General features: G+C 57.6%; 20 protein-coding genes. 3 read left to right on the forward strand and 17 right to left on the reverse strand.

Annotation, left to right across the window (positions count from 1 at the left end):
* Positions 1 to 14: 14 nt before the first annotated feature.
* Both BBPC_RS09980 and tyrS read right to left on the reverse strand, forming a co-directional pair.
* A complete protein-coding gene (locus BBPC_RS09980) occupies positions 15 to 1778 on the reverse strand; it encodes a tetratricopeptide repeat protein (RefSeq protein ID WP_033524036.1) in 1764 nt (587 codons plus the stop codon).
* A gap of 84 nt (positions 1779 to 1862) precedes the next feature.
* Positions 1863 to 3170, reverse strand: coding sequence for a tyrosine--tRNA ligase (gene tyrS, locus BBPC_RS05270; RefSeq protein WP_004222339.1), 1308 nt, complete (start codon positions 3168 to 3170; stop codon positions 1863 to 1865).
* A 170-nt stretch (positions 3171 to 3340) separates the two neighbouring features.
* On the opposite strand from tyrS, the gene BBPC_RS05275 reads away from it, so the two are divergent.
* Positions 3341 to 5185, forward strand: a complete 1845-nt coding sequence (locus BBPC_RS05275) for a DUF975 family protein (protein WP_004222342.1) — start codon at positions 3341 to 3343, stop codon at positions 5183 to 5185.
* Positions 5186 to 5282: 97 nt separating this feature from the next.
* Here the strand turns inward: BBPC_RS05275 and BBPC_RS05280 are convergent, their stop codons facing one another.
* The 14 genes from BBPC_RS05280 to BBPC_RS05345 form a co-directional block, all read right to left on the reverse strand.
* Positions 5283 to 6086 (reverse strand): putative ABC transporter permease, encoded by an 804-nt coding sequence (locus tag BBPC_RS05280; protein ID WP_003810284.1) that lies wholly within the window; start codon positions 6084 to 6086, stop codon positions 5283 to 5285.
* A gap of 12 nt (positions 6087 to 6098) precedes the next feature.
* The gene (locus BBPC_RS05285) at positions 6099 to 6608 is read right to left on the reverse strand and encodes an HD domain-containing protein (RefSeq protein WP_003810285.1); all 510 of its coding nucleotides are present in this window, start codon (positions 6606 to 6608) and stop codon (positions 6099 to 6101) included.
* Positions 6609 to 6640: 32 nt separating this feature from the next.
* The gene (gene argH / locus BBPC_RS05290; RefSeq protein ID WP_003810286.1) at positions 6641 to 8128 is read right to left on the reverse strand and encodes an argininosuccinate lyase; all 1488 of its coding nucleotides are present in this window, start codon (positions 8126 to 8128) and stop codon (positions 6641 to 6643) included.
* A gap of 110 nt (positions 8129 to 8238) precedes the next feature.
* A complete protein-coding gene (locus BBPC_RS05295) occupies positions 8239 to 9495 on the reverse strand; it encodes an argininosuccinate synthase (protein WP_003810287.1) in 1257 nt (418 codons plus the stop codon).
* A 77-nt stretch (positions 9496 to 9572) separates the two neighbouring features.
* Positions 9573 to 10088 carry an arginine repressor gene (gene argR, locus BBPC_RS05300; protein WP_004222349.1) on the reverse strand — a complete coding sequence of 172 codons (516 nt, stop codon included), beginning with the start codon at positions 10086 to 10088 and terminating at the stop codon, positions 9573 to 9575.
* Positions 10088 to 11056 (reverse strand): ornithine carbamoyltransferase, encoded by a 969-nt coding sequence (gene argF, locus BBPC_RS05305; protein ID WP_004222352.1) that lies wholly within the window; start codon positions 11054 to 11056, stop codon positions 10088 to 10090. The genes argR and argF overlap by 1 nt, the downstream gene beginning before the upstream one ends.
* A gap of 48 nt (positions 11057 to 11104) precedes the next feature.
* A complete protein-coding gene (locus BBPC_RS05310; RefSeq protein WP_033524037.1) occupies positions 11105 to 12400 on the reverse strand; it encodes an acetylornithine transaminase in 1296 nt (431 codons plus the stop codon).
* Positions 12390 to 13346, reverse strand: a complete 957-nt coding sequence (gene argB / locus BBPC_RS05315) for an acetylglutamate kinase (protein WP_004222361.1) — start codon at positions 13344 to 13346, stop codon at positions 12390 to 12392. The genes BBPC_RS05310 and argB overlap by 11 nt, the downstream gene beginning before the upstream one ends.
* A 10-nt stretch (positions 13347 to 13356) precedes the next feature.
* Positions 13357 to 14529: a bifunctional glutamate N-acetyltransferase/amino-acid acetyltransferase ArgJ gene (gene argJ / locus BBPC_RS05320; protein ID WP_004222363.1), complete on the reverse strand. Its 1173-nt coding sequence runs from the start codon at positions 14527 to 14529 to the stop codon at positions 13357 to 13359.
* The gene (gene argC, locus BBPC_RS05325) at positions 14526 to 15620 is read right to left on the reverse strand and encodes an N-acetyl-gamma-glutamyl-phosphate reductase (RefSeq protein ID WP_004222366.1); all 1095 of its coding nucleotides are present in this window, start codon (positions 15618 to 15620) and stop codon (positions 14526 to 14528) included. The genes argJ and argC overlap by 4 nt, the downstream gene beginning before the upstream one ends.
* A 145-nt stretch (positions 15621 to 15765) precedes the next feature.
* A complete protein-coding gene (locus BBPC_RS05330) occupies positions 15766 to 16494 on the reverse strand; it encodes a DUF4190 domain-containing protein (protein ID WP_004222369.1) in 729 nt (242 codons plus the stop codon).
* A 24-nt stretch (positions 16495 to 16518) separates the two neighbouring features.
* Positions 16519 to 19128: a phenylalanine--tRNA ligase subunit beta gene (pheT, locus tag BBPC_RS05335; protein WP_117793509.1), complete on the reverse strand. Its 2610-nt coding sequence runs from the start codon at positions 19126 to 19128 to the stop codon at positions 16519 to 16521.
* Positions 19129 to 19135: 7 nt separating this feature from the next.
* A complete protein-coding gene (gene pheS, locus BBPC_RS05340) occupies positions 19136 to 20203 on the reverse strand; it encodes a phenylalanine--tRNA ligase subunit alpha (protein WP_004222372.1) in 1068 nt (355 codons plus the stop codon).
* A 65-nt stretch (positions 20204 to 20268) separates the two neighbouring features.
* A complete protein-coding gene (locus tag BBPC_RS05345) occupies positions 20269 to 21141 on the reverse strand; it encodes a TrmH family RNA methyltransferase (protein ID WP_004222373.1) in 873 nt (290 codons plus the stop codon).
* Between the two features lie 258 nt (positions 21142 to 21399).
* Between BBPC_RS05345 and BBPC_RS09595 the strand changes: the two genes are divergently transcribed.
* Together BBPC_RS09595 and BBPC_RS05350 are read left to right on the forward strand one after the other, a co-directional pair.
* Complete coding sequence (locus BBPC_RS09595) at positions 21400 to 21519, forward strand: P-loop NTPase family protein (RefSeq protein WP_004222377.1); 120 nt, start codon at positions 21400 to 21402, stop codon at positions 21517 to 21519.
* Between the two features lie 178 nt (positions 21520 to 21697).
* Complete coding sequence (locus tag BBPC_RS05350; protein WP_004222380.1) at positions 21698 to 22240, forward strand: LOG family protein; 543 nt, start codon at positions 21698 to 21700, stop codon at positions 22238 to 22240.
* A 591-nt stretch (positions 22241 to 22831) separates the two neighbouring features.
* Here BBPC_RS05350 and BBPC_RS05355 read toward each other — a convergent pair.
* Positions 22832 to 23011, reverse strand: a complete 180-nt coding sequence (locus tag BBPC_RS05355) for a hypothetical protein (protein WP_033499875.1) — start codon at positions 23009 to 23011, stop codon at positions 22832 to 22834.
* Between the last annotated feature and the right edge of the window lie 223 nt (positions 23012 to 23234).

The following is a 23234-nucleotide window of genomic DNA, read 5'->3' on the forward strand; positions in this document are numbered from 1 at the left end:
CGGGCCACGTCACCTCACTTGTTATCTTCGGAGGATTCGGAAGAAGCATCCGAAGACTCTTCGGCCTCTTCAGCCTCACCGTCATCATCGGCGTCATCTTCCGCAGCATCGTCAGCTTCTGCCGGCTCGTCATCGGATTCCGCGCCTGCTTCCGTCTCTTCGGCCTCAAGCTGGGTTTCGTCGTTGGTTTCGCCGTTCTCGTCGATGGCTTCGGATTCGTCTTCCTCATTCTCAGGGTCTTCCGGAGCGTACTGCGCGTCATCTTCGGAAATGCCAAGCACGTCCATGAGTTCGTCGTTCAGCTCCTGCATGTCGTATTCGACAACCAGATCGTCGGAAGTCTCATCATCCTCAACATCGGCGTACTGCAGTTCGAGCTTGTCGAGCAGACGATCCAATGCGATGGCCTCATCGGTACGGCCGGCCTCTTCAAGGAAATACTGTTCGGCCTGCACCGCACGCATGCGGTATTCGCCGGCCAATCCCTTGGAACGGCCCAGCGTGTGCACGATCTCGATGGCCTTGTCCCACATCTTCAGATCGCCCAGAGCGCCAGCGTACACCAAGAACATTTCAGCCTTGGCTTCACCGCGCAGATACTTGGCGTCGTCGCTCACAGCCACTTCGATGGCCTTCTTCGGCTCGCCCACGCCACGCTCGCAGTCGGCGATGAACGGCAGATAATCCAGGAAACCGTTCATACGGAACGCGGTGCGGAACTCACGCAAGGCAAGCTTGTAATCACCCTGACGGTATGCCACGAAGGCGAGTGTCTCGCGGGCGAAATCGATGCGGGAAGCCTGGCGGGCCACCCACTTGGCATGTTCGAGGGCCAGCTCCGGGTTGCTCTCCTCAAGCGTGTACGCGGCAAGAATGTGCAGACCAATGTTTTCCGCATGTTCCTTCGACAGGCCACGCAGGCGTTCGCGATCGTCGGTGGTGAGCATACGCCATTCGATGCCCTTCGGCATCTTCGGCTCATCAGGACGACGATGCGTGTACGGGTTCTGCGAGGGGAAGCTCACCGTGCCATCGGAATTGCGGCGCGGCTTGGCCATGTACTCGCCACGCTTCTCCTCACGGTAGGCCATCTTCTCTTCGCGGGTGAACTCACGACGCTCCTCGCCCTGCTGCTGGTCGCGATCCTTGTGGAAGTCACGGCGCTGATCGTCACGACGGAAATCCTTACGATCGCCATCACGGAAATTACGGCGTCCGCCATCACGACGATCATTGCCACGGTGGTCGTCACGACGGAAGTTACGACGATCACCATCACGATGGAAATCACGGCGATCATTATCGCGGTGGAAGTTACGACGGTCGCCATCTTCACGACGGAAGTTACGACGGTCGCCGTCACGGTGGAAGTCTTTACGGTTTCCGTCACGTCGATCGTCACGACGGAAACCGGAACGCTCGCCATCGCGCTGATAGCGAGGATTGTCTCCACGACCGCCACGATAATCGCGATGATCGTCACGACGCTCGCCGTCACGGTTGAACTTGCGCGGACCGTTATGGAAGCGACGCTCCTGGCCTTCCCCCTCACCGTCACGACGGAAATCGCGGTCGCGGTGGAAATTGCCGCCATTGCCCTTGCGGTATCCGCCCTTATGATCGTCGTTGTGGAAGCCGCCGGACTTGTGGCCGTAGGACTTGCCGCCATTGCCACGCGGCTTGAATCCCTTGCCGCCGCGATCGCCCGGCTTGCCCGAGCCGTAGGACTTGTGGTTGCCGTAGGACTTGCCGCGCGATCCGCGCTGTTCTTCTGCCATGCTGTTCCTTATATTCCTTGTATTCCTTGAAAATGGTCTTCGTTTGTTCTTTGCTTACGTTTGTTTACGCCGCTCGCGATTGCCTCACACGTTTTCGACGACGCCGAGGGCCTTCTTGCCGCGACGAATCAATGCGAAACGTCCATGCAGGAAGTCATTTTCGTTCAAAACCTGCTCTTCGTCTTTAACACGGGCGTTGTTCAGATACACGCCGCCAGCCTTAATCGTCTTGCGCGCTTCGGAAATCGACTTGAACAGTCCGGCCTTCATGCCGGCTTCCGCCACACGGTCGCCCACCGCGGCCTTGGCGAACTCGCCGTCGATCTTCACGCCGTCAAGAGCAGCTTCGAGCGTGGACTCGTCAACGCCCGCAAGATCGCCGCCACGGCCGAACAGCGCACCGGCGGCCTCGATGGCCTGTCGGGTGGCTTCCTCACCATGAACCAGGCTGGTGACCTCCCAAGCCAAGGTGCGTTGCGCCTCACGCGCGCCCGGATTGGTCTTGCTTTCCTCCACAAGACGTTCGATCTCCGCCTTCGGCAAGAACGTGAACACCTTCAGCAGGTTCTCCATCTCGCTGTCAGGGCGGTTGAACCAGAACTGGTAGAACTTGTACGGGCTCAGCATAGTGCCGTCAAGCCAGACGGCGTTGCCTTCGGACTTGCCGAACTTCTTACCCTGAGCGTCGGTGATAATCGGGCTGGTGAACACGTTCACATCCACGCCACGTACCTTGTGGATCAGGTCAAGACCGGACGTGAGGTTGCCCCACTGGTCGGATCCGCCAAGCTCAAGCACGCAATGGTATTCGTCGAACAGGTGCAGGAAGTCGTTGCCCTGCAGCACCTGGTAGCTGAACTCGGTGAATGAAATGCCATCTTCAGAATTCAGCCGACGGGCAACGGTGTCTTTGGCGAGCATGGTACCCAAACGGAAGTTCTTGCCGACGTCACGCAGGAAGTCGATGACGTTCATGGAGGCGATCCAATCGTAATTGGACACGAAACGGACCGGATTGCTGCCTTCCACTTCGAGAATGCCGCCGATCTGCGCCTTCAGACGCTCGGCCCAACCAGCCACGACGTCTTTCGGATTGAGCGTACGTTCGCCCGATTGGCGAGGATCGCCGATCAAGCCGGTGGCGCCGCCGACCAGGGCAATCGGATGATGGCCTGCTGCCTGAAGGTGACGCATGTTGATGAGCTGCACCAGATTGCCGATATGCAGAGAGGCAGCGGTCGGATCGAAACCGCAATAATAGGAAATGGGATCTCCGTTCAACGCTTCGGCGAGTCGATCCCTGTCAGTGGACTGGGAAATCAACCCGCGCCATTCCAGTTCATCGAGGACGGACTCGAAACCGGCCTCCTTGAAATCGATGACGTGAGCCATAGCTGTGTTTTCTCCCTATTGAATTGCGGATGATACTGCGTTTTACGCACCCTACAGTTTCGCAGAAGATGAAGACAGGCGCACGCGGTGTTTCCCCATCATCCACCAACCATCGTGCATACAGGTAAAGTTAGAAGGAGCATCCCCATATCAAGAAGGGAGATACCTGCATGGACCGCAAAGGCATGAAGGTTGCGGCTAAGAAAGCCCAGAGAAAACATTATTGGATGATAGTCGCCATTTGCCTGTTCGCTTCGGTGTTCGGTGTTGCGTACACTTCATCGACGCTCTCGGTCAGCACCAACATTTCGATCAGCACCCCGCAAACGGAGGATTCCACGCAATCCAACGACATGTATGACGTATTGCAGGATCTTGCCGTAGGCAATGAAAACGATGCCCGTGAAAAGGTCAAGCAAAACCAAGAGCAGATCGTCAACAACGATACCGATGCCACGTTCGGCCGTCGCCGCGGAGTAATCGCGTCCCTGCTCAACTCGTTTGCATCCGGCTCGATGGTGATCGCCGTGGCCGACGCCATTAATTCCGTCACCCATAACGGCGGCGTCTCCATCGCCGTGCCGGTAATACTCTCGCTGGCCGTCTACATTTTCGTCTGGCTGTTCATTCAAGAAACATACCGCATCGTCATGGCACGTATGCTGTTGGAAGGACGTTCCTATAACAAGCTTCCGGCAAGTCGCTTCTTCTACCCCATTCACACGCGCAAATGGCCGCGCATGGCATGGACCATGTTTGTGGAAAACGTGTTCCTGTTCCTTTGGAGTCTCACCATCGTCGGCTTCTTCATCAAGCAATATTCCTACCGTATGGTGCCGTACATCGTTGCGGAGAATCCGAATATCGAGGCTTTGGACGCCATTCGCTTGTCCCGACGCATGATGAAAGGGCATAAATGGGAATGCTTCGTGGCGGACTGCTCGTTCCTCGGCTGGTACCTGCTCAACCTTATCACCTTCGGCTTGAGCGGCATCTTCTATTCCAATGGCTACAATGCCGCGTTCTTCGCGGAATACTATGTGTACGTGCGTTCGATGGCCAAGACTACCGGCATTGCAGGCAGTGAGATGCTCAACGACGAATACCTGTACTTCAAGGCCGACCCGCAGACGCTCCATACCACGTACGCCGATGTCGCCCAATCCGTAGCACAGCTGGAACAGAATCTTGTTCCAGCGCCCAAGCCGCATGGATTCACAGGATTTCTTTCTGAGTGGCTTGGCATCCGCATTCTGCATGCCAGCGCAGTGAACCGCTATGAAGAGTATCGTGAGGATCTTCACCAGATGCAGATCGGCGAGAATATTCTGAATGGCTCCATTTATCCGGGGCGTCTTGCGCCTGCTCCGATGCCGTTCAAATTCCGTGAATCACGTACCATCAGCGCCGACCGCAGCTACTCACTGGTCAATCTGATCATGATGTTCTTCATCTTTTGCTTCGTCGGCTGGGTGTGGGAGGTAGGTCTCGCATTTATTTCCGAAGACATGTTCGTGAACCGTGGCACGCTGCATGGCCCTTGGCTGCCCATCTATGGCACCGGCGGAGTGATCATTCTGGTTCTGCTCAAAAAGCTGCGCGAAAAGCCAGCGCTTGAATTCGTCGCGGCTATGGTGCTGTGCGGCTGCTTGGAATACTTCTCATCGTGGTATCTGGAGATGACGCATGATGGTCAACGCTGGTGGGATTACACCGGATACTTTCTAAATATCAACGGCCGTATCTGCGCCGAAGGATTATTGACGTTCGGCCTTGGCGGATTGACCATCGTATATCTGCTGGCTCCGGCCCTCGACAACCTGCTCAGCAGAATCGATGCGCGAAAGCTTGGCATCGTGGCCGCCGTGCTGCTCGTGCTGTATTGCGCCGACCAAGTGTATTCCGCGCAACATCCGAATGTCGGTGCGGGCATCACCGACTACAAGGGATCGGACACGTCGCTGGAAGCGCCCACTCCATACGAAATCCGTAAACGATCCGATGGACTGTCATAGCGTGATTGTCATGCAAATCGCATATCGCAAACAATAATAAAATCGCCTGTCGTTCTTTCGAGCGGCAGGCGATTTCATGCCGTTGCTTATTGCGCGATTATTTGCGACGCAGCATTTCGTGCAGAGTTTCGATGATCTTGCTGTATTTGATGGAATCCGTGAAACGCAAACGCGGGAATGCGTTAATCATACGACGCTGCTGCTTGTTCAGGATAGATGCGGCAGTGGCCTGCATATTGGCAAGAATCTCCTGCGAGGAGTCCGACCAATCCTGGACCTTGTCTTGCACCTTGTCGCGGAATTTGTCTCGGAAAATGTCTTTGCCCCATTGCAGGGAATCACCGGCTTTCTCCGCATATGCCTGCACGGTTTCGCTGAACTTCGCAAGATTGTCGGCCAAATCGATGATGCCAAGCACTGTAATAATGGTATCCGCGACGATAAACGCCATGAAAATCACGCACATCCAGTGCACTACTGGCAAAGGAATCATCTGTGTAATGCGATTCACTTCAGGCTGTATCACATCGGTGATGAGCACACCCAGCAGACCGAACACAATCGCTCCAAGCAAGCAAATGCGCCCTTGAATGTTGAATCGGCGATGACTGTAATCCCACCATCGTGCGTGGAATAGCTTTTCCATGCCCCATGACGTGACATATTCAAGCATGCATGCACCGATTGAAGAAATGAGAAAAACCGCGAAGGGATTATGCAGATCATGCAGCAGCACAATCGCAAGAACGGCTCCGCAACCGTAGATCGGGCAGATGGGACCATTCAGGAAGCCACGATTCACCAAGCGACGTTCCGAAACGGACACGAGAATCGATTCATATACCCATCCGGCAAATGAATAGAACAGGAACCATAAGAACAGGTATTCCAGCATGAGCATGCTTTCGCGCCGTCACTTTCCACTTGTATGCATATTGACTTTCGGCTTGTAGAAGCGCTCAAGACTGACCGTTTCCCGTGTGGCGCTGATCTTATCCGCGACAGTCACCAAATACCCTTCAAGATACCGAGGCGGTATCGGCGTCAAAGGAAACATATGATTCTCGATGCTGTCACGTTCCACTCTATTGAGATGGAAATCGCGCACGGCATTGCGCATGGCGGTGCCACCATGGGTGAAACCATGCATACGATGACGGCCGCCATCATGCGCATGCCAGTCGTAAAGAAAATAATCGTGCAGCAAAGCGGCGCGAATCAACGAATGCAAATCCACCCTATGCCATAAGCGCAGCCTGTCAGCGATCCATACGGCCAGACAGGCCACACGGATGGAATGAGCAAACGTGGTGACCACGCCATGCTGGTAACAGACTCTTTCGATCTGCATATGCTCATGGCACAGTATCTCCTGGCCGTGAAGTCGAACAAGCTGCTGTATCTGCGTTCGTGTCAGTGGCACCGCTTTGCCTTTGCTATGTACTGTTGCTGTAATTATTTGAGCAATGATTCCGGCGTCTTGTATGCCGGGCCGTCGCTGACGGAGTTGGCGAAGGCACGCAGCTGTTCGATGGCGGTTTTCGCGGAAACGATCTGCTCGCGCACGCGCAGCGGAGACGTGCCTCCCTTGCCATTGCGGGCGGAAACAGAACCTTCGGTGGATAGCACTTCGCGCACTTCGGGAGCCTTGTCGGCCGGAAGGAATTCCTTGAAGACCTCGATGAAGTCATCGTCGGCCAGGTCCCACAGTTCCTGGCCGCGGTCTTCGGCGATCTTCACGCATGCACCGGAAAGCTCGTGCGCGTGGCGGAACGGCACACCGTTCTTCACCAGCCATTCGGCGATGTCGGTGGCGAGGGCGAAACCGGTCGGCGCTTCCGCTTCGAGGCGTTCCTTGTTGAAGACCATGGTGCCGACCATGCCGGTGAACGCGGGAAGGAGCACTTCCAGCGTGTCGACCTGGTCGAACACGGCTTCCTTGTCTTCCTGAAGATCACGTGCATAAGCGGTGGGCAGGCCCTTCAGCGTGGTGAGAAGACCAGCCAGATCGCCGATGAGACGGCCGGACTTGCCTCGTGCAAGTTCCGCAATATCCGGGTTCTTCTTCTGCGGCATGATGGACGAGCCGGTGGAATAGGCGTCGTCAAGGCGCACGAACGCGAACTCCTGGGTGTTCCAGATGATGATTTCTTCAGACAGTCGGCTGATGTCGACGCCTGCCATGGCTGCGATGAAAGCGAATTCGGCGACCAGATCACGACTGGCGGTGCCGTCGATGGAGTTCGCGGTTACCTTGGAGAAGCCGAGTTCGCGGGCCACGGCCACCGGCTCCAAGCCGAGGGTGTTGCCGGCGAGGGCGCCGGAACCATACGGGCTTGCATCGATGCGCTTGTCCCAATCGGCAAGACGTTCCACATCGCGCAGCAGCGGCCACACGTGGGCCATGAGCTGGTGTGCGAGCAGCACCGGCTGGGCGTGCTGCATGTGGGTACGCCCCGGCATGACGGTGCGTCCGGCCTTTTCGGCCTGTTCGGTCAGTGTTGCGGCAAGGCCGAGCAGCATTTTGGCGATGACGCGGCTGTGGCGACGGAGCCACATGCGGATCAGCGCGGCGATCTGGTCGTTGCGGGAGCGGCCGGCGCGGAGCTTGCCTCCAAGCTCGTCTCCGGCGATCTGCAGCAGTCCACGTTCCAATGCGGTGGCTTCGTCCTCATCGTCTTCGATCGGAGCGAACGCACCGGAATCGACACGGCGCTGCAGCTCGTCGAGAGCGTCTTCCATTCGCTGCAGCTCGTCGGCGGTCAATAGTCCCGCACGTCCGAGCGCACGGGCGTGGGCTCGTGAGCCTGCGATGTCGTCGTCGGCAAGACGCCAATCGAATTGGGTGGACTTGCTCAGTCGCGCGAGTTCCGGAGACGGGCCGGACTTGAACCGGCCGCCCCACAGGGCGAGGTGTTCACCATTGGTTGTGCTCTCGGTCATTGTTACTTCATTCTCCTTGCAGATATGACTGAGGGAGAGGATACCAGTCAGGATGGTCCTAACGGTACGCTCTCCCCCATTATCAAGACGATTCGGCGTAAAAAACTCGCTTACTCGACGCTGTTTTCCGGAACCTCGATGCCATTGCCGAACTTGACGTCGCGGGCTGCGGCCACACGGCTCGGCAGACCGTAGATGTCGATGAAGCCGTTGGACGACTTCTGATCGAAGCTGTCGCCGGAATCGTAGGTGGCCAGATTGTAGTCATACAGCGAGGTGTCGGAACGACGACCGGTCACGACGGCGCGTCCGCCATGCAGGATCATGCGGATTTCGCCGGAAACGTACTTCTGGGTGTCTTCGATGAAGGCGTTCAGGGACTGCGTTGCCGGGGAGAACCACTGCGCATCGTAGACGAGTTCGGCCCAGCGCTTGTCGATATCGCGCTTGATGCGGTGCTGCTCGCGTTCGAGGCAGCAGTTCTCGAGTTCCTGGTGGGCGGTGATCAGTGCGATAGCACCAGGAGCCTCGTACAGCTCACGGGACTTGATGCCGACCAGACGGTCCTCGATCAGATCGATACGGCCGATGCCCTGTGCGCCTGCGCGACGGTTCATCTCTTCGATGGCCTGCAGCGGGGTGACGTCGTGACCGTCGATCTTGACAGGAATGCCCTGCTTGAATTCGATGACGACCTCATCTTCGACTGGCGGGAATGCCGGATCGTCGGTATAGGAGTAGCAGTCCTTGGTCGGGCCATTCCACGGATCCTCAAGGAAGCCGGTTTCAATGGCGCGGCCCCACACGTTCTGGTCGATGGAGAACGGGCTCTTCTCGGTCTGCACGATCGGAAGCTTGTGCTCCTTGGCGAATGCGATCTCGACGTCGCGGGTCAGCGACAGGTCGCGGATCGGGCTGATGGCCTTCAGTGTCGGATCAATGGAGGAGATGGACACCTCGAAACGGACCTGGTCGTTGCCCTTGCCGGTGCAGCCATGGGAGATGGTGTCGGCGCCGAACTGGTGGGCGGCGCGCACAAGATGCTTGGAGATGAGCGGGCGGGAAATGGCGGAAACCAGCGGATACACACCCTCATATAGGGCGTTGGCTTTCAGCGCCTTCATGCAGTACTCATTGGCGAACTCGTCGCGGGCGTCTACCACATACGCTTCAACGGCACCGCAGGCAAGCGCGCGCTGCTTGATGGTTTCGAGGCTTTCGCCACCCTGGCCGACGTCGAGGGATACGGCCACGACATCCTTGCCGGTGCGTTCCTTCAGATATGAAATGGCGACGGAGGTATCCAGACCACCGGAGTACGCCAGAACGAGACGATTTTGATCGCTCATGGTTTCCCTTTCTAACATCAAACGTTATTCATCAGTATATGCAATGCTCTGTATATTTATGCATATACGGTGCGTCGTGTCCACTATATGGCTATTCAGCCTTTGGACACGACGTCCAACAGCCATTGCGCACGCTGTTTCGCATAATCGTCATCGGCGCAAATCACCATGACGGTATCGTCCCCGGCAATGGTGCCGAGCACTCCATCGATGGGCTGCTTGTCGATCACACTTGCCACATACTGGGCCGCGCCAGACGGCGTGTGGACCACCACCAGATTCCTAGCCGCCGCGACCGAAGTGACCAGTCCCGAAAGCACACGATTCATCTGCTGTTCCGTTTTTGCATCAGGATTGGCCGACGCGCTTTCCTCCGGCTGTCTGCCCAGCGCATAGGCCACGGTTCCGTCAGCCAAACGGGTTTTGGTGGCATGGATCTCGTCAAGATCGCGGCTCAGGGTGGCCTGGGTCACTTCGATGCCCTGATCCGCGAGAATCTGGGACAGCTGCGACTGCGAGGTGACGATGCGCGTCAGCAACGCCTGCTCGATGGCGCTCAATCGAGCGGCCCGTGTGGCAGGACGTTGCAGCGCAGGTGTTTGGTCCGTCATCAGGCCAGCAGGCTTTCATCTCCGCGGGCCTTGCCGGCAAGCCAAGTCAGCAGTGCCTTCTGCGCATGCAGGCGGTTACCGGCCTCATCCCAAACCACGGACTGTGGCCCGTCGATGACTTCGGAGGTGACTTCCTTGCCACGGTATGCCGGCAGGCAATGCTGGAAGATGGCGTCTTCCTTGGCATAAGACATGAGTTCGGCGTTCACCTGATAATCCCAGAACGGCTTGGAACGGATGGCGTATTCCGATTCTTCGCCCATGGAAACCCATGTGTCGGTGAACACGCAGTCGGCGCCGGCGACCGCTTCCTTCGGATCGGTGGTCACCAACACGGAACCGCCGGTTTCGGATGCGATGGCTTCGGCATCGGCAACGATCTGCGGATCCGGCAGATAGCCGTTCGGCCCTGCGACACGCACGTTCATGCCGGCCACGGCGCCACCAAGCAGATAGGAGTTCGACATGTTGTTGGCCGCGTCGCCGAGGTAGGCGATGGTCTGGTTTTTCAGATTGTCGACGCCACCACGATGCTCGGCAATGGTCTGGAAGTCGGCAAGAATCTGGCAGGGATGGAATTCATCCGTCAGAGCGTTCACCACCGGATGGGTGGAATACTTGGCCATTTCCTCCACACGATCCTGGCCAAAGGTGCGCCACACCACGCCGTAGGCCATGCGGTCAAGCACACGTGCGGTGTCTGCCACCGGTTCGCCACGGCCCAGCTGGGATCCGGACTTGTCGATGACCAGCGGATAGCCGCCCAGTTCGGCAACGCCAATGGAGAAGCTGGAACGGGTTCGGGTGCTCGGCTTGTCAAAGATCACCGCGATGCCTTGCGGTCCGGCGAACGGCTGATGGTAGAAACGGTCGTTGTGGAATTTGATGGCGAGTTCGAGCACTTGCTTCTGCTCTTCATGGTTGAGATCGTCATCGCGCAACATGTGGCGCAGTTCAGGAGTTGCCATTGTTGGCTCCTTTCAAAATATCCAGTCTGCTTTGATTGCCGGCTATGTTCAGTCGTTGGGAAGATCAGTTGGAATCTTCGCGAGGATGGAGATGGCCTGATCGATGTCCTGTTCGGTCACCACCAGCGGAGGGGCAAGACGAAGCGCATCCGGCGCCACCGCGTTGACGATCAAACCGTGTTCCAACGCCCAATTCATCGCCGCATGCGCGCATGGATGGGCAAGTTCGACCGCGTCAAGCAATCCACGTCCACGCACGGAGACGAAGAGCGGATTGACGCAAGCCATGATGCCGTCACGCAATTGCTGGCCACGCGCCTCAGCGTTGGCCACGAGACCGTCTTCCTCAATGGTCTCCAACGTGGCCATCGCGGCGGCCGCTCCGAGAGGATTGCCCGCAAAGGTGGAGCCGTGGGATCCTGGGGTGAACAGCGCGGAAAGCTTGGCGCCGAAGGAGATCATGCCACCCATCGGGAAACCGCCTGCAACGCCCTTGGCGAAGGTCACAATATCCGGAACCACTCCGCCCGCAAGATCCTCACGCTGGAATGCGAACCAGGATCCGGTGCGTCCGATGCCTGTCTGGACCTCATCGATGATGAGCAACGCGTTGTTGTCGTCGCACATCTGACGGGCCTTCTTCACGTAGTCGGCGCCGAGCGGACGCACGCCGGCCTCACCTTGGATCAGCTCCATGATGACGGCTGCGACAGGACCTTTGCCATATTTGCCGGGACCGGTTTCGGCAAACGCGTCATGCAATGCGGTCTCGTCACCGGCTTCGACGAATTCGATATTGGGAACCAGCGGTTCGAACGCTTCTCGGATGGTGGGCTTCCACGTTGCGGACAACGCGCCCATGGTACGTCCATGGAAGCCATGGGTCATGGCGATGATACGCGCCGGTTTGCCTCCAATGGCAGGCGATGCGCCCGGCAAGGTGCGGCCATACAGTTTGGCGAGTTTCAGTGCTGCCTCGTTGCCTTCCGCTCCGGAGTTGCCGAAATACACATGAGATCCCTCGGGGGCGCCGGCAAGCTCAATGAGCTTCGACGCCAGTTCAATCTGCGGTTCCGTGGCGAAGTAGTTGCTCACATGAGCGGCTTTGGCTGCCTGCTCGCTGACGGCCTTCACCCATTTCGGGTGGGCGTATCCGAGCGCGTTCACCGCGATGCCCGCAAGGAAATCGAGGTATTCATTGCCATCGATGTCCCAGATGTGCGCGCCTTCGCCATGATCCATAACACGCAGCGGAGTACCGAACACGTTCATGTGCACCCGGGAGTACTCCCCCAGCCACTTGGCGTCCTCGCTGCCGAGGTTTTCCAACTGTTCAGTTGCCATACGAACTCCTCATTTCAATACCGTCTTCGGGAACGACCATGGTTCCAATGCCGTCTGTGGTGAAAATCTCATTCAGGATGGAATGCGGTTTGCGTCCGTCGATGATGTGGGCGCGTGGCACGCCTCCATCGATGGCTCTGACGCAGGCTTCCATCTTGGGGCGCATGCCGCTCTCCAGATCCGGCAACATGTCGCGTAGGTTCTCCACGCCGATGCGACCAATCAGAGAATCCCTGTCCGGCCAATCGGCGTACAGGCCATCCACATCGGTCAGCACGACCAGCTTGCTGGCTCCAAGAGCGGCCGCAAGCGCCGCAGCCGCGGAATCGGCATTCACATTCAACACTTCGGTAGCATCATCCTCATTTGGAGCCACCGAGGAAACAACAGGAATGCGTCCGGCATTGATCAGGTCCTCAACCGCGGATGCGTCGACGCTCACCACGTCGCCGACCAAACCAATATCGGTTGGCGATCCATCGATGATCGGCTTGCGCTGCATGGCGGAAAACAGCGCACCATCCTCGCCGGAAAGACCGACCGCGAACGGACCATGGGCGTTGATCAACCCGACAAGTTCACGGGAAACCTTGCCCGTCAAAACCATACGCACCACATCCATGGCCTCCGGCGTGGTGACCCTCAGACCTCCCTTGAATTCCGACTTAATGCCCAAAGCCTTAAGCATGTGCGAGATCTGCGGGCCTCCGCCATGCACCACAACCGGATGCAAGCCGACCTGTCGCAGAAACACCATATCTTCAGCGAAACAGGCTTTGAGATGATCGTCGATCATCGCATTGCCGCCATATTTGATGACGATGCGCTGTCCGGCGAATTCCTCAAGCCATGGCAGTGCCTCAATCAGCACTTCCGCCTTTTGGTCGGCGCGCAAATCGGTATGCACGTCAAAATGGAATCCAGGTCCTTTGAGTTCCTTGGTCATTACCGTTCAATCAGCTTTCGTAATCTGCATTAATGTGTACGTATTCGTGGGTCAAATCGTCGGTCCAGACAGTTGCTTCCGCATTTCCCGCATGCAGATCGATGTCGATGTGCACCTCGCGCGGAGTCATGTCGACTTCGGATCGGTCGCGTCCGGCTCCGCCGTTCTCACAGATACGCACGCCATTGACGTCGACCGTGACTTTATTGGAATCGTAGGGAGCGACTTCCGGCGGCACGGTACCCAGCGAGCTGACGATACGACCCCAGTTCGGATCATTGCCGAAGATGGCGCATTTCAGCAAATTGGATGCCGCTACCGCACGACCGCAAGCAAGCGCCGCATCTTCCGTGGTGGCGCCGGTCACCTTGACACGGATGTCATGGCTCGCGCCTTCACCGTCTCCGACAATCTGACGCGCCAAGGAGGCAGTCGCCTGCGCCACAAGCTCGTTGAACTCGTCGGGATCCGGTTCGATACCGGATGCTCCAGACGCAAGCAAAAGCACGGTGTCGTTAGTGGACATGCAACCGTCAACGTCAATGCGGTTGAACGACATTTCCACTCCAGTGTTCAGAGCTGCCTGAAGCTGTCCCGCGCTTACCACGGCATCCGTGGTGATCACGCACAGCATGGTGGCCAGCTGAGGCGCGATCATGCCTGACCCTTTGACCATGCCGCCGACACGGAACCCATTGGACCCTTCAAGTTCAACGGTTTTCGGCTTGGTGTCGGTGGTCATGATGGCATGGGACGCATCCGCACCGGCCTGAGCGGTATCGGCAAGGGCCGCGAACGCTTTGTCTGCGCCAGAAAGCACATGGTCAAGAGGCAGAAGCTCACCGATCAGGCCCGTGGAGCAGACCGCGATATCGCTGTCTTTGGCACCTACAAGCGCCGCGACCTTTTGGGCCGTGGCCTTGGACTGCTCATATCCCGGCTGGCCGGTGCATGCGTTTGCGCCTCCGGAATTAAGGATGACGGCTTTCACATGACCGTCGGCCACGATCTTGCGCGTCCACTGCACGGGAGCTGCGCAGAAACGGTTCGAAGTGAACACTCCGGCAGCCATATCCAGCGGACCGTTATTGACCACAAGAGCCAGATCCTTCTTACCTTCGACTGCGGAAATACCGGCTTCCACGCCAGCCGCGGAAAAACCTTGCGCAAACGTTACGCTCATGGCGCCACTCCAATCTTTGTCAGGCCTGCATCTTCAGGAAGTCCCAGTGCTACGTTCAACGACTGCACCGCCTGTCCGGCCGTGCCGCGGTTGAGATTGTCAATTGCCGCGAAGGCCAGCAAACGCCCCGCCTTACGGTCGATGGCCACCTGAATATGGGCCGCGTTCGATCCGATGATATTGGCGGTGGCCGGCATGACGCCTTCCGGTAAAACAATCATGAAATCCTGATCCGCATATGCGTCAGTCCAAACCTGCCTGATTTCAGCATCTGACATATTCAATGCTGTATCGGTTAGTTTGGCGGAAACCGAAGCGAGAATGCCACGGGCCATTGGCACAAGAATCGGGGTGAATCCCAGCGTGAACTCGTTTGCCGCGGATGCGTTCTTTCCTGCAGCATGGGCGAAGTTCTGCAAAATCTCAGGAATATGACGATGAGTACCGCCGACAGAATACGGTAATGCGGAACCGAATGCCTCAGCTGCAAGCAAATTGACGCGCTTCAGATTCTTCCCTGCGCCGGAGTAGCCGACCACCAGATCGGCAACAATATCCGCCGGTTCAACAAGCCCTTGGGCAATGCCCGGCTGCAGCGCCAATGTGGTTGCGGTCACATTGCATCCTGGACCGGCAATACGCTTGGTTCCTGGAATCACCTCACGCTGGTGCTGGTAAGAACCATCTTCGGATATGCCGGTAATGAGCTCAGGCATGCCGTAAGTCCAGTGCTCATAGAAGTCGCCGCCGTAGAACTCATCCCATGCGGTTTTTTCCTCAAGCCTATGGTCGGCTCCCAAATCCACCACCACGGCATTCGGATCAAGCTGGGAAGCCAATGCACCGGATGCCCCATGAGGCAGCGCAAGGATGATCACGTCATGCCCGTTCAGTACCTCCGGAGTGGTGTCTTCCACCACAAGGTCGGCAAGCTGCGGAATATGTGGCATATGCTTGCCAAGCTTGTCCCCAACGGATGAATGCCCGGCCACGCACGTCACTTCGAAATTTGGATGGGCCGCGAGGATACGGAGGGCCTCGCCTCCCGCATACCCTGTCGCGCCGGCCACGGCTACTGTGTATTTGGCCATGTCACGCCTCTTTCCATTGACTCACTGAAAACACATTCAGCATACACTTTATGCACTACATTGCATAATTATGCATTCATTTCGTGTCGCATAGTGGTCATTGCGAGACTATGACAATTATTAAAAGACTAGAAAACACGCCGAATCAGGCAGCGATCGACTCGTCTCCCTGCCCCGATCCCGCGCCGCCAAGCATATTCTGCAACGTCTCGTTATACAGGTCGGCAACGGAAAGACCATGCATCGCCAACCAAATCACGGCCAAGGTGTACAACACATTGATGATCACCGCGGCGAGAGCCAAGCCATACCCTTTCATATGGAGCTTCTTGGTACGCCACATCGAAATCGCGCCGACCAACGCGGGAAGGACCGGCACCGGCATCAGCACGGCAAGCACGAGAGACATGATCGCATAGGCATCCCAATGGCCGTATGCGGGATTCTGCCGAGGATCGTTGAGATCCAGATTCGGCAGATAGGGCATATTGCCCTGCTGCGGATATTGGTTCGGATCATACGGATTCGGCCCATACGGGTTGGCGCCGTATGGATTCCGTTGTCCGTTCGCATTGTACGGAGGCATCGGTTGCTGCCCATTTGAAGGGTATTGCCCCGTTTGGTATTGCATATTCTGCTGCTGTACAGCATCCGCAGGTTGCGGTTCAGGTTCAGGCGCACCATACACGTATGGATCGTAACCGGCCGGCAGCTGGCTACTCATCGCACCATATTCGGGTTGATTGATCTGACCATACTCCGGCTGTGAAGACGCAGCGGCATCGGAAGATGACGAAACCGGAGCAGCATCAGCCGTCTCCTGACGTTCGTCGGTGTTGGTCGGCTGATACTGCTCCGGTTCGTTCATAATCATCCTCTGTTCTTGGGAAGGTCGGGATCAGGCGCGCAGCTGCGCACCAAGCTTGGACGCTTCATCCACAATACGCTTGCGGATGGCTTCGCTGTCTTCGGAAGCGAGAGTCTTATCCGGAGCGCGGAATGTGACCGCGTAGGCCAAAGACTTTTCGTCCTCGCCCAGCTGGTCGCCGGTGTACACGTCGAACAGCTCGATGCTTTCGAGGCTGCTTCCAGCGGCATCGACAATAACCTGCTTGAGCTCGGCGGCCGTGACATCGGTAGACACCGTAAAGGCCAGATCCTGCTTGACCGGCGGGAAGGTGGAAATCGGCTTGGCCTGCACCGGCTTGCCGCTCAACGTGGCGAACAGCGCGGTCAAATCCAACTCGAAGGCCGCGGAATGGGCCGGGAAGCCCAACACCTCGTTGACATGCGGGTGAAGCTCGCCGACCATACCGACGAATACGTCACCAGCCATCACACGAGCCGCACGACCCGGATGCCATTGTGCCGGCACATCTTCAGCCTTCGGCTGATCCAGCGTGAGAGCTGCACCAATACGGTCGGAGATGCGCTGCACCGCCTCAACGGCGTCAGACCAATCCACTGCGCGGCGCTCGCCCAGCCAACCGGAGTCAACGGCGTTGCCGGTCAGAATGCCAGCAACATGCATCGGCTGGTCCGGAAGACCGGCATCAAGCGCGGCAAGCTGCTCGTCCGTCGGCTTGACTGCACCCGGCAGTGCCGGAATCGCCGGAGCGTTCGGATCCCACAGATACACGTGGCCGATCTCATACAGCGACACATTCTCCACGCCGCGACGTAGATTGCGCTGAACGGTCTGTGCCAACGTTGGAATAATGTCACGACGCAGGAACGGACGATCACCGGCGAGCGGGTTGGCGATCTCCACGCTGACGTTCTTCGTCTCAGCGACGTCCAGCGCGAAGTTCTTGTAATCCTCATCGCCGACGAACGGGTAGCTCAACGTTTCCACCATGCCGTATTCGGCAAGTTCATCGGCAACCTGGCGCTTGCGCAGCTGCTCAGCAGTCAGACCGACCTGACCTTCGACCGGTGCCGGCGGCACGGTGACGGGAATCTCGTCATATCCGACAAGACGCGCCACTTCCTCAACCAGATCGCACGGCTCGTTCAAGTCGGGGCGCCAACTTGGAGGCGCCACGGAAAACTCGCCGTTGCCGCCTCCTGCGACGGAGCAACCGATGTCGGTAAGAATGTCGCTGATGGTGTTCACGTCCGTGTCAAGTCCGGCCACACGAGCCACTTCCGAAGCCTTGAACAGGATCGGACGGCGGTTAGAGACGGTATTGAAGTCGGTCGGGTGCTCGCTCGGCTCGCCATTGCCGTACCTAACCATCAGTTCGGCGGCCATTTGGGCGGCTGCCGGCTGCAGCTGGTCGTCCACACCGCGTTCGAAACGACGGGAGGCTTCGGACGGAATCTTGTGACGGCGTGCGGAACGCGCGATCGACACCTGATCGAAGTGCGCGGATTCCAGCAGGATGTTCTTGGTTTCGGCAGTGACCTCGCCATACATGCCGCCCATCACGCCTGCGATGCCAAGCACACGGGAGCCGCGTTCGCCATTCGGGGAATCGGTGATCAGCAGATCCTCGACGCTCAAATCGTGATCCTTGCCATCCAACGTGGTGAGCTTCTCACCTTCGTTGGCGCGACGCACCACGATCGGTCCTTCGATCTTATCCAGATCGTAGGCATGCATCGGCTGTCCCAAGTCGAGCATCACGTAGTTGGTGACATCCACTGCCAAGGAGATGGAACGCATGCCTGCGCGGGTCAGGCGGCGACGCATCCAATTCGGCGTATGGCTGGCCGGATCGAAGCCCTTGACCGCGCGAGCGTAATAGCGATCGCATCCAACCACACCGTGAATCGGATTATTGTCGTCGACGATCACTTCGATGTCGGTCTTGGTGCCTTCCGGCAGGCCCTTGGTGATCGGCGCCTTCTCGTTCAGGGCGACAGCCGGATCGGTGTAGGCCGCACCGGTGGAATGATGGTATTCGCGAGACACGCCACGGTATGAGAACGCGTAGCCGCGATCCGGAGTGATGTTGATCTCCAGCAGCGGCTCGTCCAAGTGCAGCAGGTGCATGGCGTCGTCGCCCGGCTGGAGCTTCTCATACTCTTCCGGGGTGAAGCCGTACTTGCGAAGCAGGATGATGCCGTCATGGCTATCACCCAATCCAAGCTCGCGTTCGGAAGCGCACATGCCGTTGGAGATATGGCCGTAGGTCTTGCGCGGTTCGATCTTGAAATCGCCCGGCAGCACAGCGCCAGGAAGCGTTACGACGACCTTTTCGCCGGCAGCCATGTTCGGCGCGCCGCAGATGATGCCGCGCGGCACCTTGTTGCCGTTCTCATCGGTCTCGTTGTATTCGTCGCCGACGTCAACGTGGCACCAGTTGATGATCTTGCCGTTCTTCTGCGGTTCCGGAGTGGCGTCGACCACGTAGCCGACGACGATCGGACCGACCAGCTGGGAGGTGTGGATCTCTTCCTCTTCGAGACCGACCTTCACCAGATCTTTGGCAAGCTGTTCGTACGTAAGGCCTTCCGGAACCTCGACATGGTCCTTGAGCCAATCAATGTCAACCATTGGCATGGGTCAATCACTCCCCCATCACAAACTGTTCGCTGAATCGCACGTCGCCTTCGACCAGGTCGTGCATGTCGTTGATGTCGTGGCGCAGCAGCAGGGTACGTTCCACGCCCACGCCGAAGGCGAAGCCGGTGTAGACCTCAGGATCGAGGCCAGCGGACTTCAGCACATTCGGGTTGACCATACCGCAGCCGCCCCATTCGAGCCAGCCTGCGCCACCCTTCTTGTCAGGGAACCACAGGTCGAGTTCGGCGCTCGGCTCGGTGAACGGGAAGTAGCTCGGACGCAGACGGGTCTTGGCTTCCGGGCCGAACATGGCCACGGCAAGCTTATCGAGCACGCCCTTCAGGTCGGCCATGGTCAGATGCTTGTCGACCGCAAGAGCCTCCACCTGGTGGAACACCGGCGTATGGGTGGCGTCGAGCTCATCGGTGCGGAACACGCGGCCCGGGCATGCGATGTACAGCGGCACGCCACGGGTGAGCAGACCACGCACCTGATCGGAGGAGGTCTGGGTGCGCAGCACCATGTTGGATCCGACGAATCCTGCGGCGTCCTTGGCCTGATTGCCCTTGACGTAGAAGGTATCCTGCATCTGGCGTGCCGGATGATCGGGGCCGAAGTTCAGCGCGTCAAAGTCGTACCATTCGGTTTCCACTTCAGGACCGTCGGAAATCTGCCAGCCCATGGAAATGAAGAAGTCTTCGACATCCTCCATCAGTTTCGGCAACGGATGGCGCGCGCCAAGCGGCTTGCGATTGACCGGAAGAGTCATGTCCACGGTTTCGGCGGCAAGCGCACGGGCCTCTTCCTCGGCCTTGACCTGCTGTTCCTTGGTGCCATACGCACGACCAAAGTCAGCGCGCAGCTTGCCCATGATCTTGCCGGCGTCTTTCTTCTGGTCCTTCGGCAGCGCGCCGATGGCCTTGCTGGCCTGCGTCATCGCGGATTCCGCTCCGGCGTACTGCGTCTTGATGGCTTTCAATTCCTCCATGCTGGAGGCGTTTTCGATTTTCGCGATGCCCTCGGCAACCGCATCGGTTACCGCTTGGGCGTCGAATACCGCACCTTCTGCCACGAGATACCTTTCTCATTTCCCGTTTGTTTTACGCGAAAAACGCGCAATTTCAACGTTTTCCGACTTTACATTCTTTCAACATGACTCGACATAGCCAAGCTCAGCAGCATTACCGCCGAACTGGTGCCGAGGTTCAAGGATTCCGCTTTGCCATAGAGCGGTATGGACACGATCCTATCGGTTCGTTCCAAAACTTCCTTGGTCAATCCGCGTGCCTCATTGCCGAACAACACCGCTTTGGCGCCGGCAAGCGTTTCCGGCGCAGCGATTACATCCGTCAGGGATTCCGGCTGCCGGGAATCCGTGCCATATACATCGGCCGCATACACTGCCAACTCGTGAGTATCGCACCATGCGAAGAAGTCGTCCGTTCCCATGGTCAGAATCGGAAGGTGGAACAGTGATCCCACGGTGGAGCGGATCACTTTCGGATTGAACACGTCCACGCAGTCGTCGACCAATACCACGGCGGAGCAGCCGGCCGCGTCGGCGGAACGAATCACGGTTCCGGCGTTACCGGGATCGCGGACCTGCCAAAACGCGGCGACCATCGCATGCTCGTCGAAATCGTCCGGAGCGGCGGACGAATCGAGGAAAGCCTGCATGTCCGCGACGGCAAGCACGCCTTGCGCGTCGGCGCTCATACGGTGCATCACCGCATGAGTGACCTTGTGCACATACACGCCGGATTGCATGGCCTTGCCCGCCATCTGCGCGACGACAGGTGTCGCAAACGAGGCATCGGGCTGTGCCGACTCGACCTCAACGTAGAGATCCTCGACAAGTCCTGGATGCCATGTCAGCAGCTCGCGCACCGATTGCGGGCCTTCCACCATGAAACGGCCAGACCGTTTCCGCCCTTTTCGATCGGCGAGCTCGGACACGCGGCGGACGCGCTCCGACTTGGGGTTCGCAATGACTTCGGATTTTATAGGCATACGCGTTAGCCTAACACCATTGCCGCAATGAATGCCCCGTCCATGTCGCGTTTTTAATTCAGAAAACTTTCCAGATTCATTCCATCAGCAGTCGCAGCAGACCAGCCAGAGGGCGCAGTCCGGTCGCGATATGCAGGGTCCGACAAATGATTCCAGCGACTCTGCCGGCTCGCAGGATTCCAATACCGATAACAATTCTCCGGATTCGCAGCAGTCCGGCAACGCACAGAGCGATGCCCCAGCGCTGGCAAAACCACTATGCTGTTACTGATTTCCGGGCTTGCGAATCCCACAGAGGGAAAAGTGTTGTGCAACGGCAGCGATTTGTCACAGCAGGATCGTCACCCTTCGCCTTGCCCCGTATTCGACATGTCATGAATTTGGCAGGTCGGGTACGGGGCTTTTGCACATCCATGAAAGATATGCACAGCTTGCGAGTGTGTCTCACCGCTTTCGATTGGTTTGCGAACATCGGTTCGTTACACTGATTATCTGACTTATTGTCTGATTACGGTTGGGCGCGCGACATCATCCCATGAATGTTGGAGGTACAAGCATGAACGTCACGGTGTATTTAGGAGCTCACGAAGGCAACAACCCCGTATACAAGCAGGCCGTGGCGGAGCTGGCCATATGGATTGCCGAGAACGGGCACCGTTTGGTGTATGGCGGTTCCAACGAGGGGCTGATGGCAGTCATCGCCGACACTGTGCTTGAGCAGGGTGGCGAGGTGACCGGCATCGAGGCGCAGATGTTCGTGGACAAGGGTGTCGCGCACAAGAATCTGACCCAGCTCACCATCGTGCCGAATATCACCGAACGGCGTACTCGCATGATCGAGCTTGGCGACGTGTTCATCGCCTTCCCCGGCGGCACGGGAACGTTGGAGGAGATCAGTGAGGTTGTGTCGAAGGTTTGCCTTGACCAGTTGACGCAGCCTTGCATTTTCTACAATCTCAACGGTTTCTACGATGACATGAAGGCGTTGCTGCAGCGCATGATCGACGATGGCTTCTCCACAGGGGAACGCCAGCATGGTATCTATTTCGCTTCGGATCTTGCCGAGATAGAGCATATTATCGCCATGCACAAGGCATAGGCGGCTCAGTAAGGTCGTTTTTATTCGACAGGTTTTTCAAGAAAACGGGGACGCCCAAACGACCCTCATAATCGGCCGGAATATCCTCCAACCGGCCCATCACAACCAACATGCATCCACATGCCCCGCAGCGCATCCGGTCAACTCCGGGATGCTTCGTTTGCCGAACTTACTGATCGGATGGAACCCGTATCCGTCGGCCACGCGAAGAATGGATTTGCGTTTTATTGTCTGCATGATTTACAGTTTCGTTACCATGAACATCCCGTTTGTCCTGCTGTACATTTTCCTCGGCGGCGTGCTCCTGTTCTCCGCCTATTCGCTCTGGGAGAAAGACAAAAACAATCGGAGGTAATGCAGAATGGACAGCAAGGCACTTCTTTCCTTGAACCATTTAAGCGTCTGGTACACCGCAGATCACCCCTTACTTTCTGATTTGCACTGGATCTAGGGGCAGCGGAAGATCAGTCATTTCAGTATTTCACATTCCGGGAATATCTAACGTATGTGGCGGCGTCCTATGGTGTCCCGCTGCCAGATGTGTCTGACCTCATAAGGGGATTTCACTTTAAGGACTATGCCAATGTTCTTCTATCGGTCGCGGATCTTCTTCCACTGCCTGCCATAGCGCTTGCCCGCGGAGTAGCCGCGCGTGAAATGCTTGTACTGCCGCTCCGCTTCCTTGCGATGCTTCTCACAGTATTGCTCGCCGTCCTCGCAAAGGTTCGGGCAGCCGGGGTGGCGGCAGGGGCGTCTTGGTTTTCTCGGCATGCGTGCCGCCTCCTTTCGGACAATAGAAAAGCCCCGAAAGGATTGCTCCTTTAGAGGCTTGAAATAGGTCGTCCGGACCGCGTTCTCCTTCTTTCGGCTTGTTATCTACGATGGGCGCCATGGGTGCTTATAGAGAGTGGTTCGCGGTAACGCTACGCTTGCAAGACGGTTGAAACCTGAGTATTTATTTAATCCAGTTAGGCGTAGTGCTTTGTGATGCACA

The sequence above is a fragment of the Bifidobacterium pseudocatenulatum DSM 20438 = JCM 1200 = LMG 10505 genome, assembly GCF_001025215.1.
GTDB classification, from domain to species: domain Bacteria; phylum Actinomycetota; class Actinomycetes; order Actinomycetales; family Bifidobacteriaceae; genus Bifidobacterium; species Bifidobacterium pseudocatenulatum.

Coding starts and splice junctions, on each gene's coding strand:
- argR (WP_004222349.1), bottom strand. CDS start 10,088: ATGACGGACCAAACACCTGCGCTGCAACGTCCTGCCACACGGGCCGCT.
- tyrS (WP_004222339.1), bottom strand. CDS start 3,170: ATGGCTCACGTCATCGATTTCAAGGAGGCCGGTTTCGAGTCCGTCCTC.
- BBPC_RS05275 (WP_004222342.1), top strand. CDS start 3,341: ATGGACCGCAAAGGCATGAAGGTTGCGGCTAAGAAAGCCCAGAGAAAA.
- pheT (WP_117793509.1), bottom strand. CDS start 19,128: ATGCCAATGGTTGACATTGATTGGCTCAAGGACCATGTCGAGGTTCCG.
- BBPC_RS05345 (WP_004222373.1), bottom strand. CDS start 21,141: ATGCCTATAAAATCCGAAGTCATTGCGAACCCCAAGTCGGAGCGCGTC.
- BBPC_RS05295 (WP_003810287.1), bottom strand. CDS start 9,495: ATGTTAGAAAGGGAAACCATGAGCGATCAAAATCGTCTCGTTCTGGCG.
- argJ (WP_004222363.1), bottom strand. CDS start 14,529: ATGAGCGTAACGTTTGCGCAAGGTTTTTCCGCGGCTGGCGTGGAAGCC.
- argC (WP_004222366.1), bottom strand. CDS start 15,620: ATGGCCAAATACACAGTAGCCGTGGCCGGCGCGACAGGGTATGCGGGA.
- BBPC_RS09980 (WP_033524036.1), bottom strand. CDS start 1,778: ATGGCAGAAGAACAGCGCGGATCGCGCGGCAAGTCCTACGGCAACCAC.
- argF (WP_004222352.1), bottom strand. CDS start 11,056: ATGGCAACTCCTGAACTGCGCCACATGTTGCGCGATGACGATCTCAAC.
- argH (WP_003810286.1), bottom strand. CDS start 8,128: ATGACCGAGAGCACAACCAATGGTGAACACCTCGCCCTGTGGGGCGGC.
- BBPC_RS05355 (WP_033499875.1), bottom strand. CDS start 23,011: ATGCCGAGAAAACCAAGACGCCCCTGCCGCCACCCCGGCTGCCCGAAC.
- BBPC_RS09595 (WP_004222377.1), top strand. CDS start 21,400: ATGCTGTTACTGATTTCCGGGCTTGCGAATCCCACAGAGGGAAAAGTG.
- argB (WP_004222361.1), bottom strand. CDS start 13,346: ATGACCAAGGAACTCAAAGGACCTGGATTCCATTTTGACGTGCATACC.
- BBPC_RS05310 (WP_033524037.1), bottom strand. CDS start 12,400: ATGGCAACTGAACAGTTGGAAAACCTCGGCAGCGAGGACGCCAAGTGG.
- BBPC_RS05330 (WP_004222369.1), bottom strand. CDS start 16,494: ATGATTATGAACGAACCGGAGCAGTATCAGCCGACCAACACCGACGAA.
- BBPC_RS05350 (WP_004222380.1), top strand. CDS start 21,698: ATGAACGTCACGGTGTATTTAGGAGCTCACGAAGGCAACAACCCCGTA.
- BBPC_RS05280 (WP_003810284.1), bottom strand. CDS start 6,086: ATGCTCATGCTGGAATACCTGTTCTTATGGTTCCTGTTCTATTCATTT.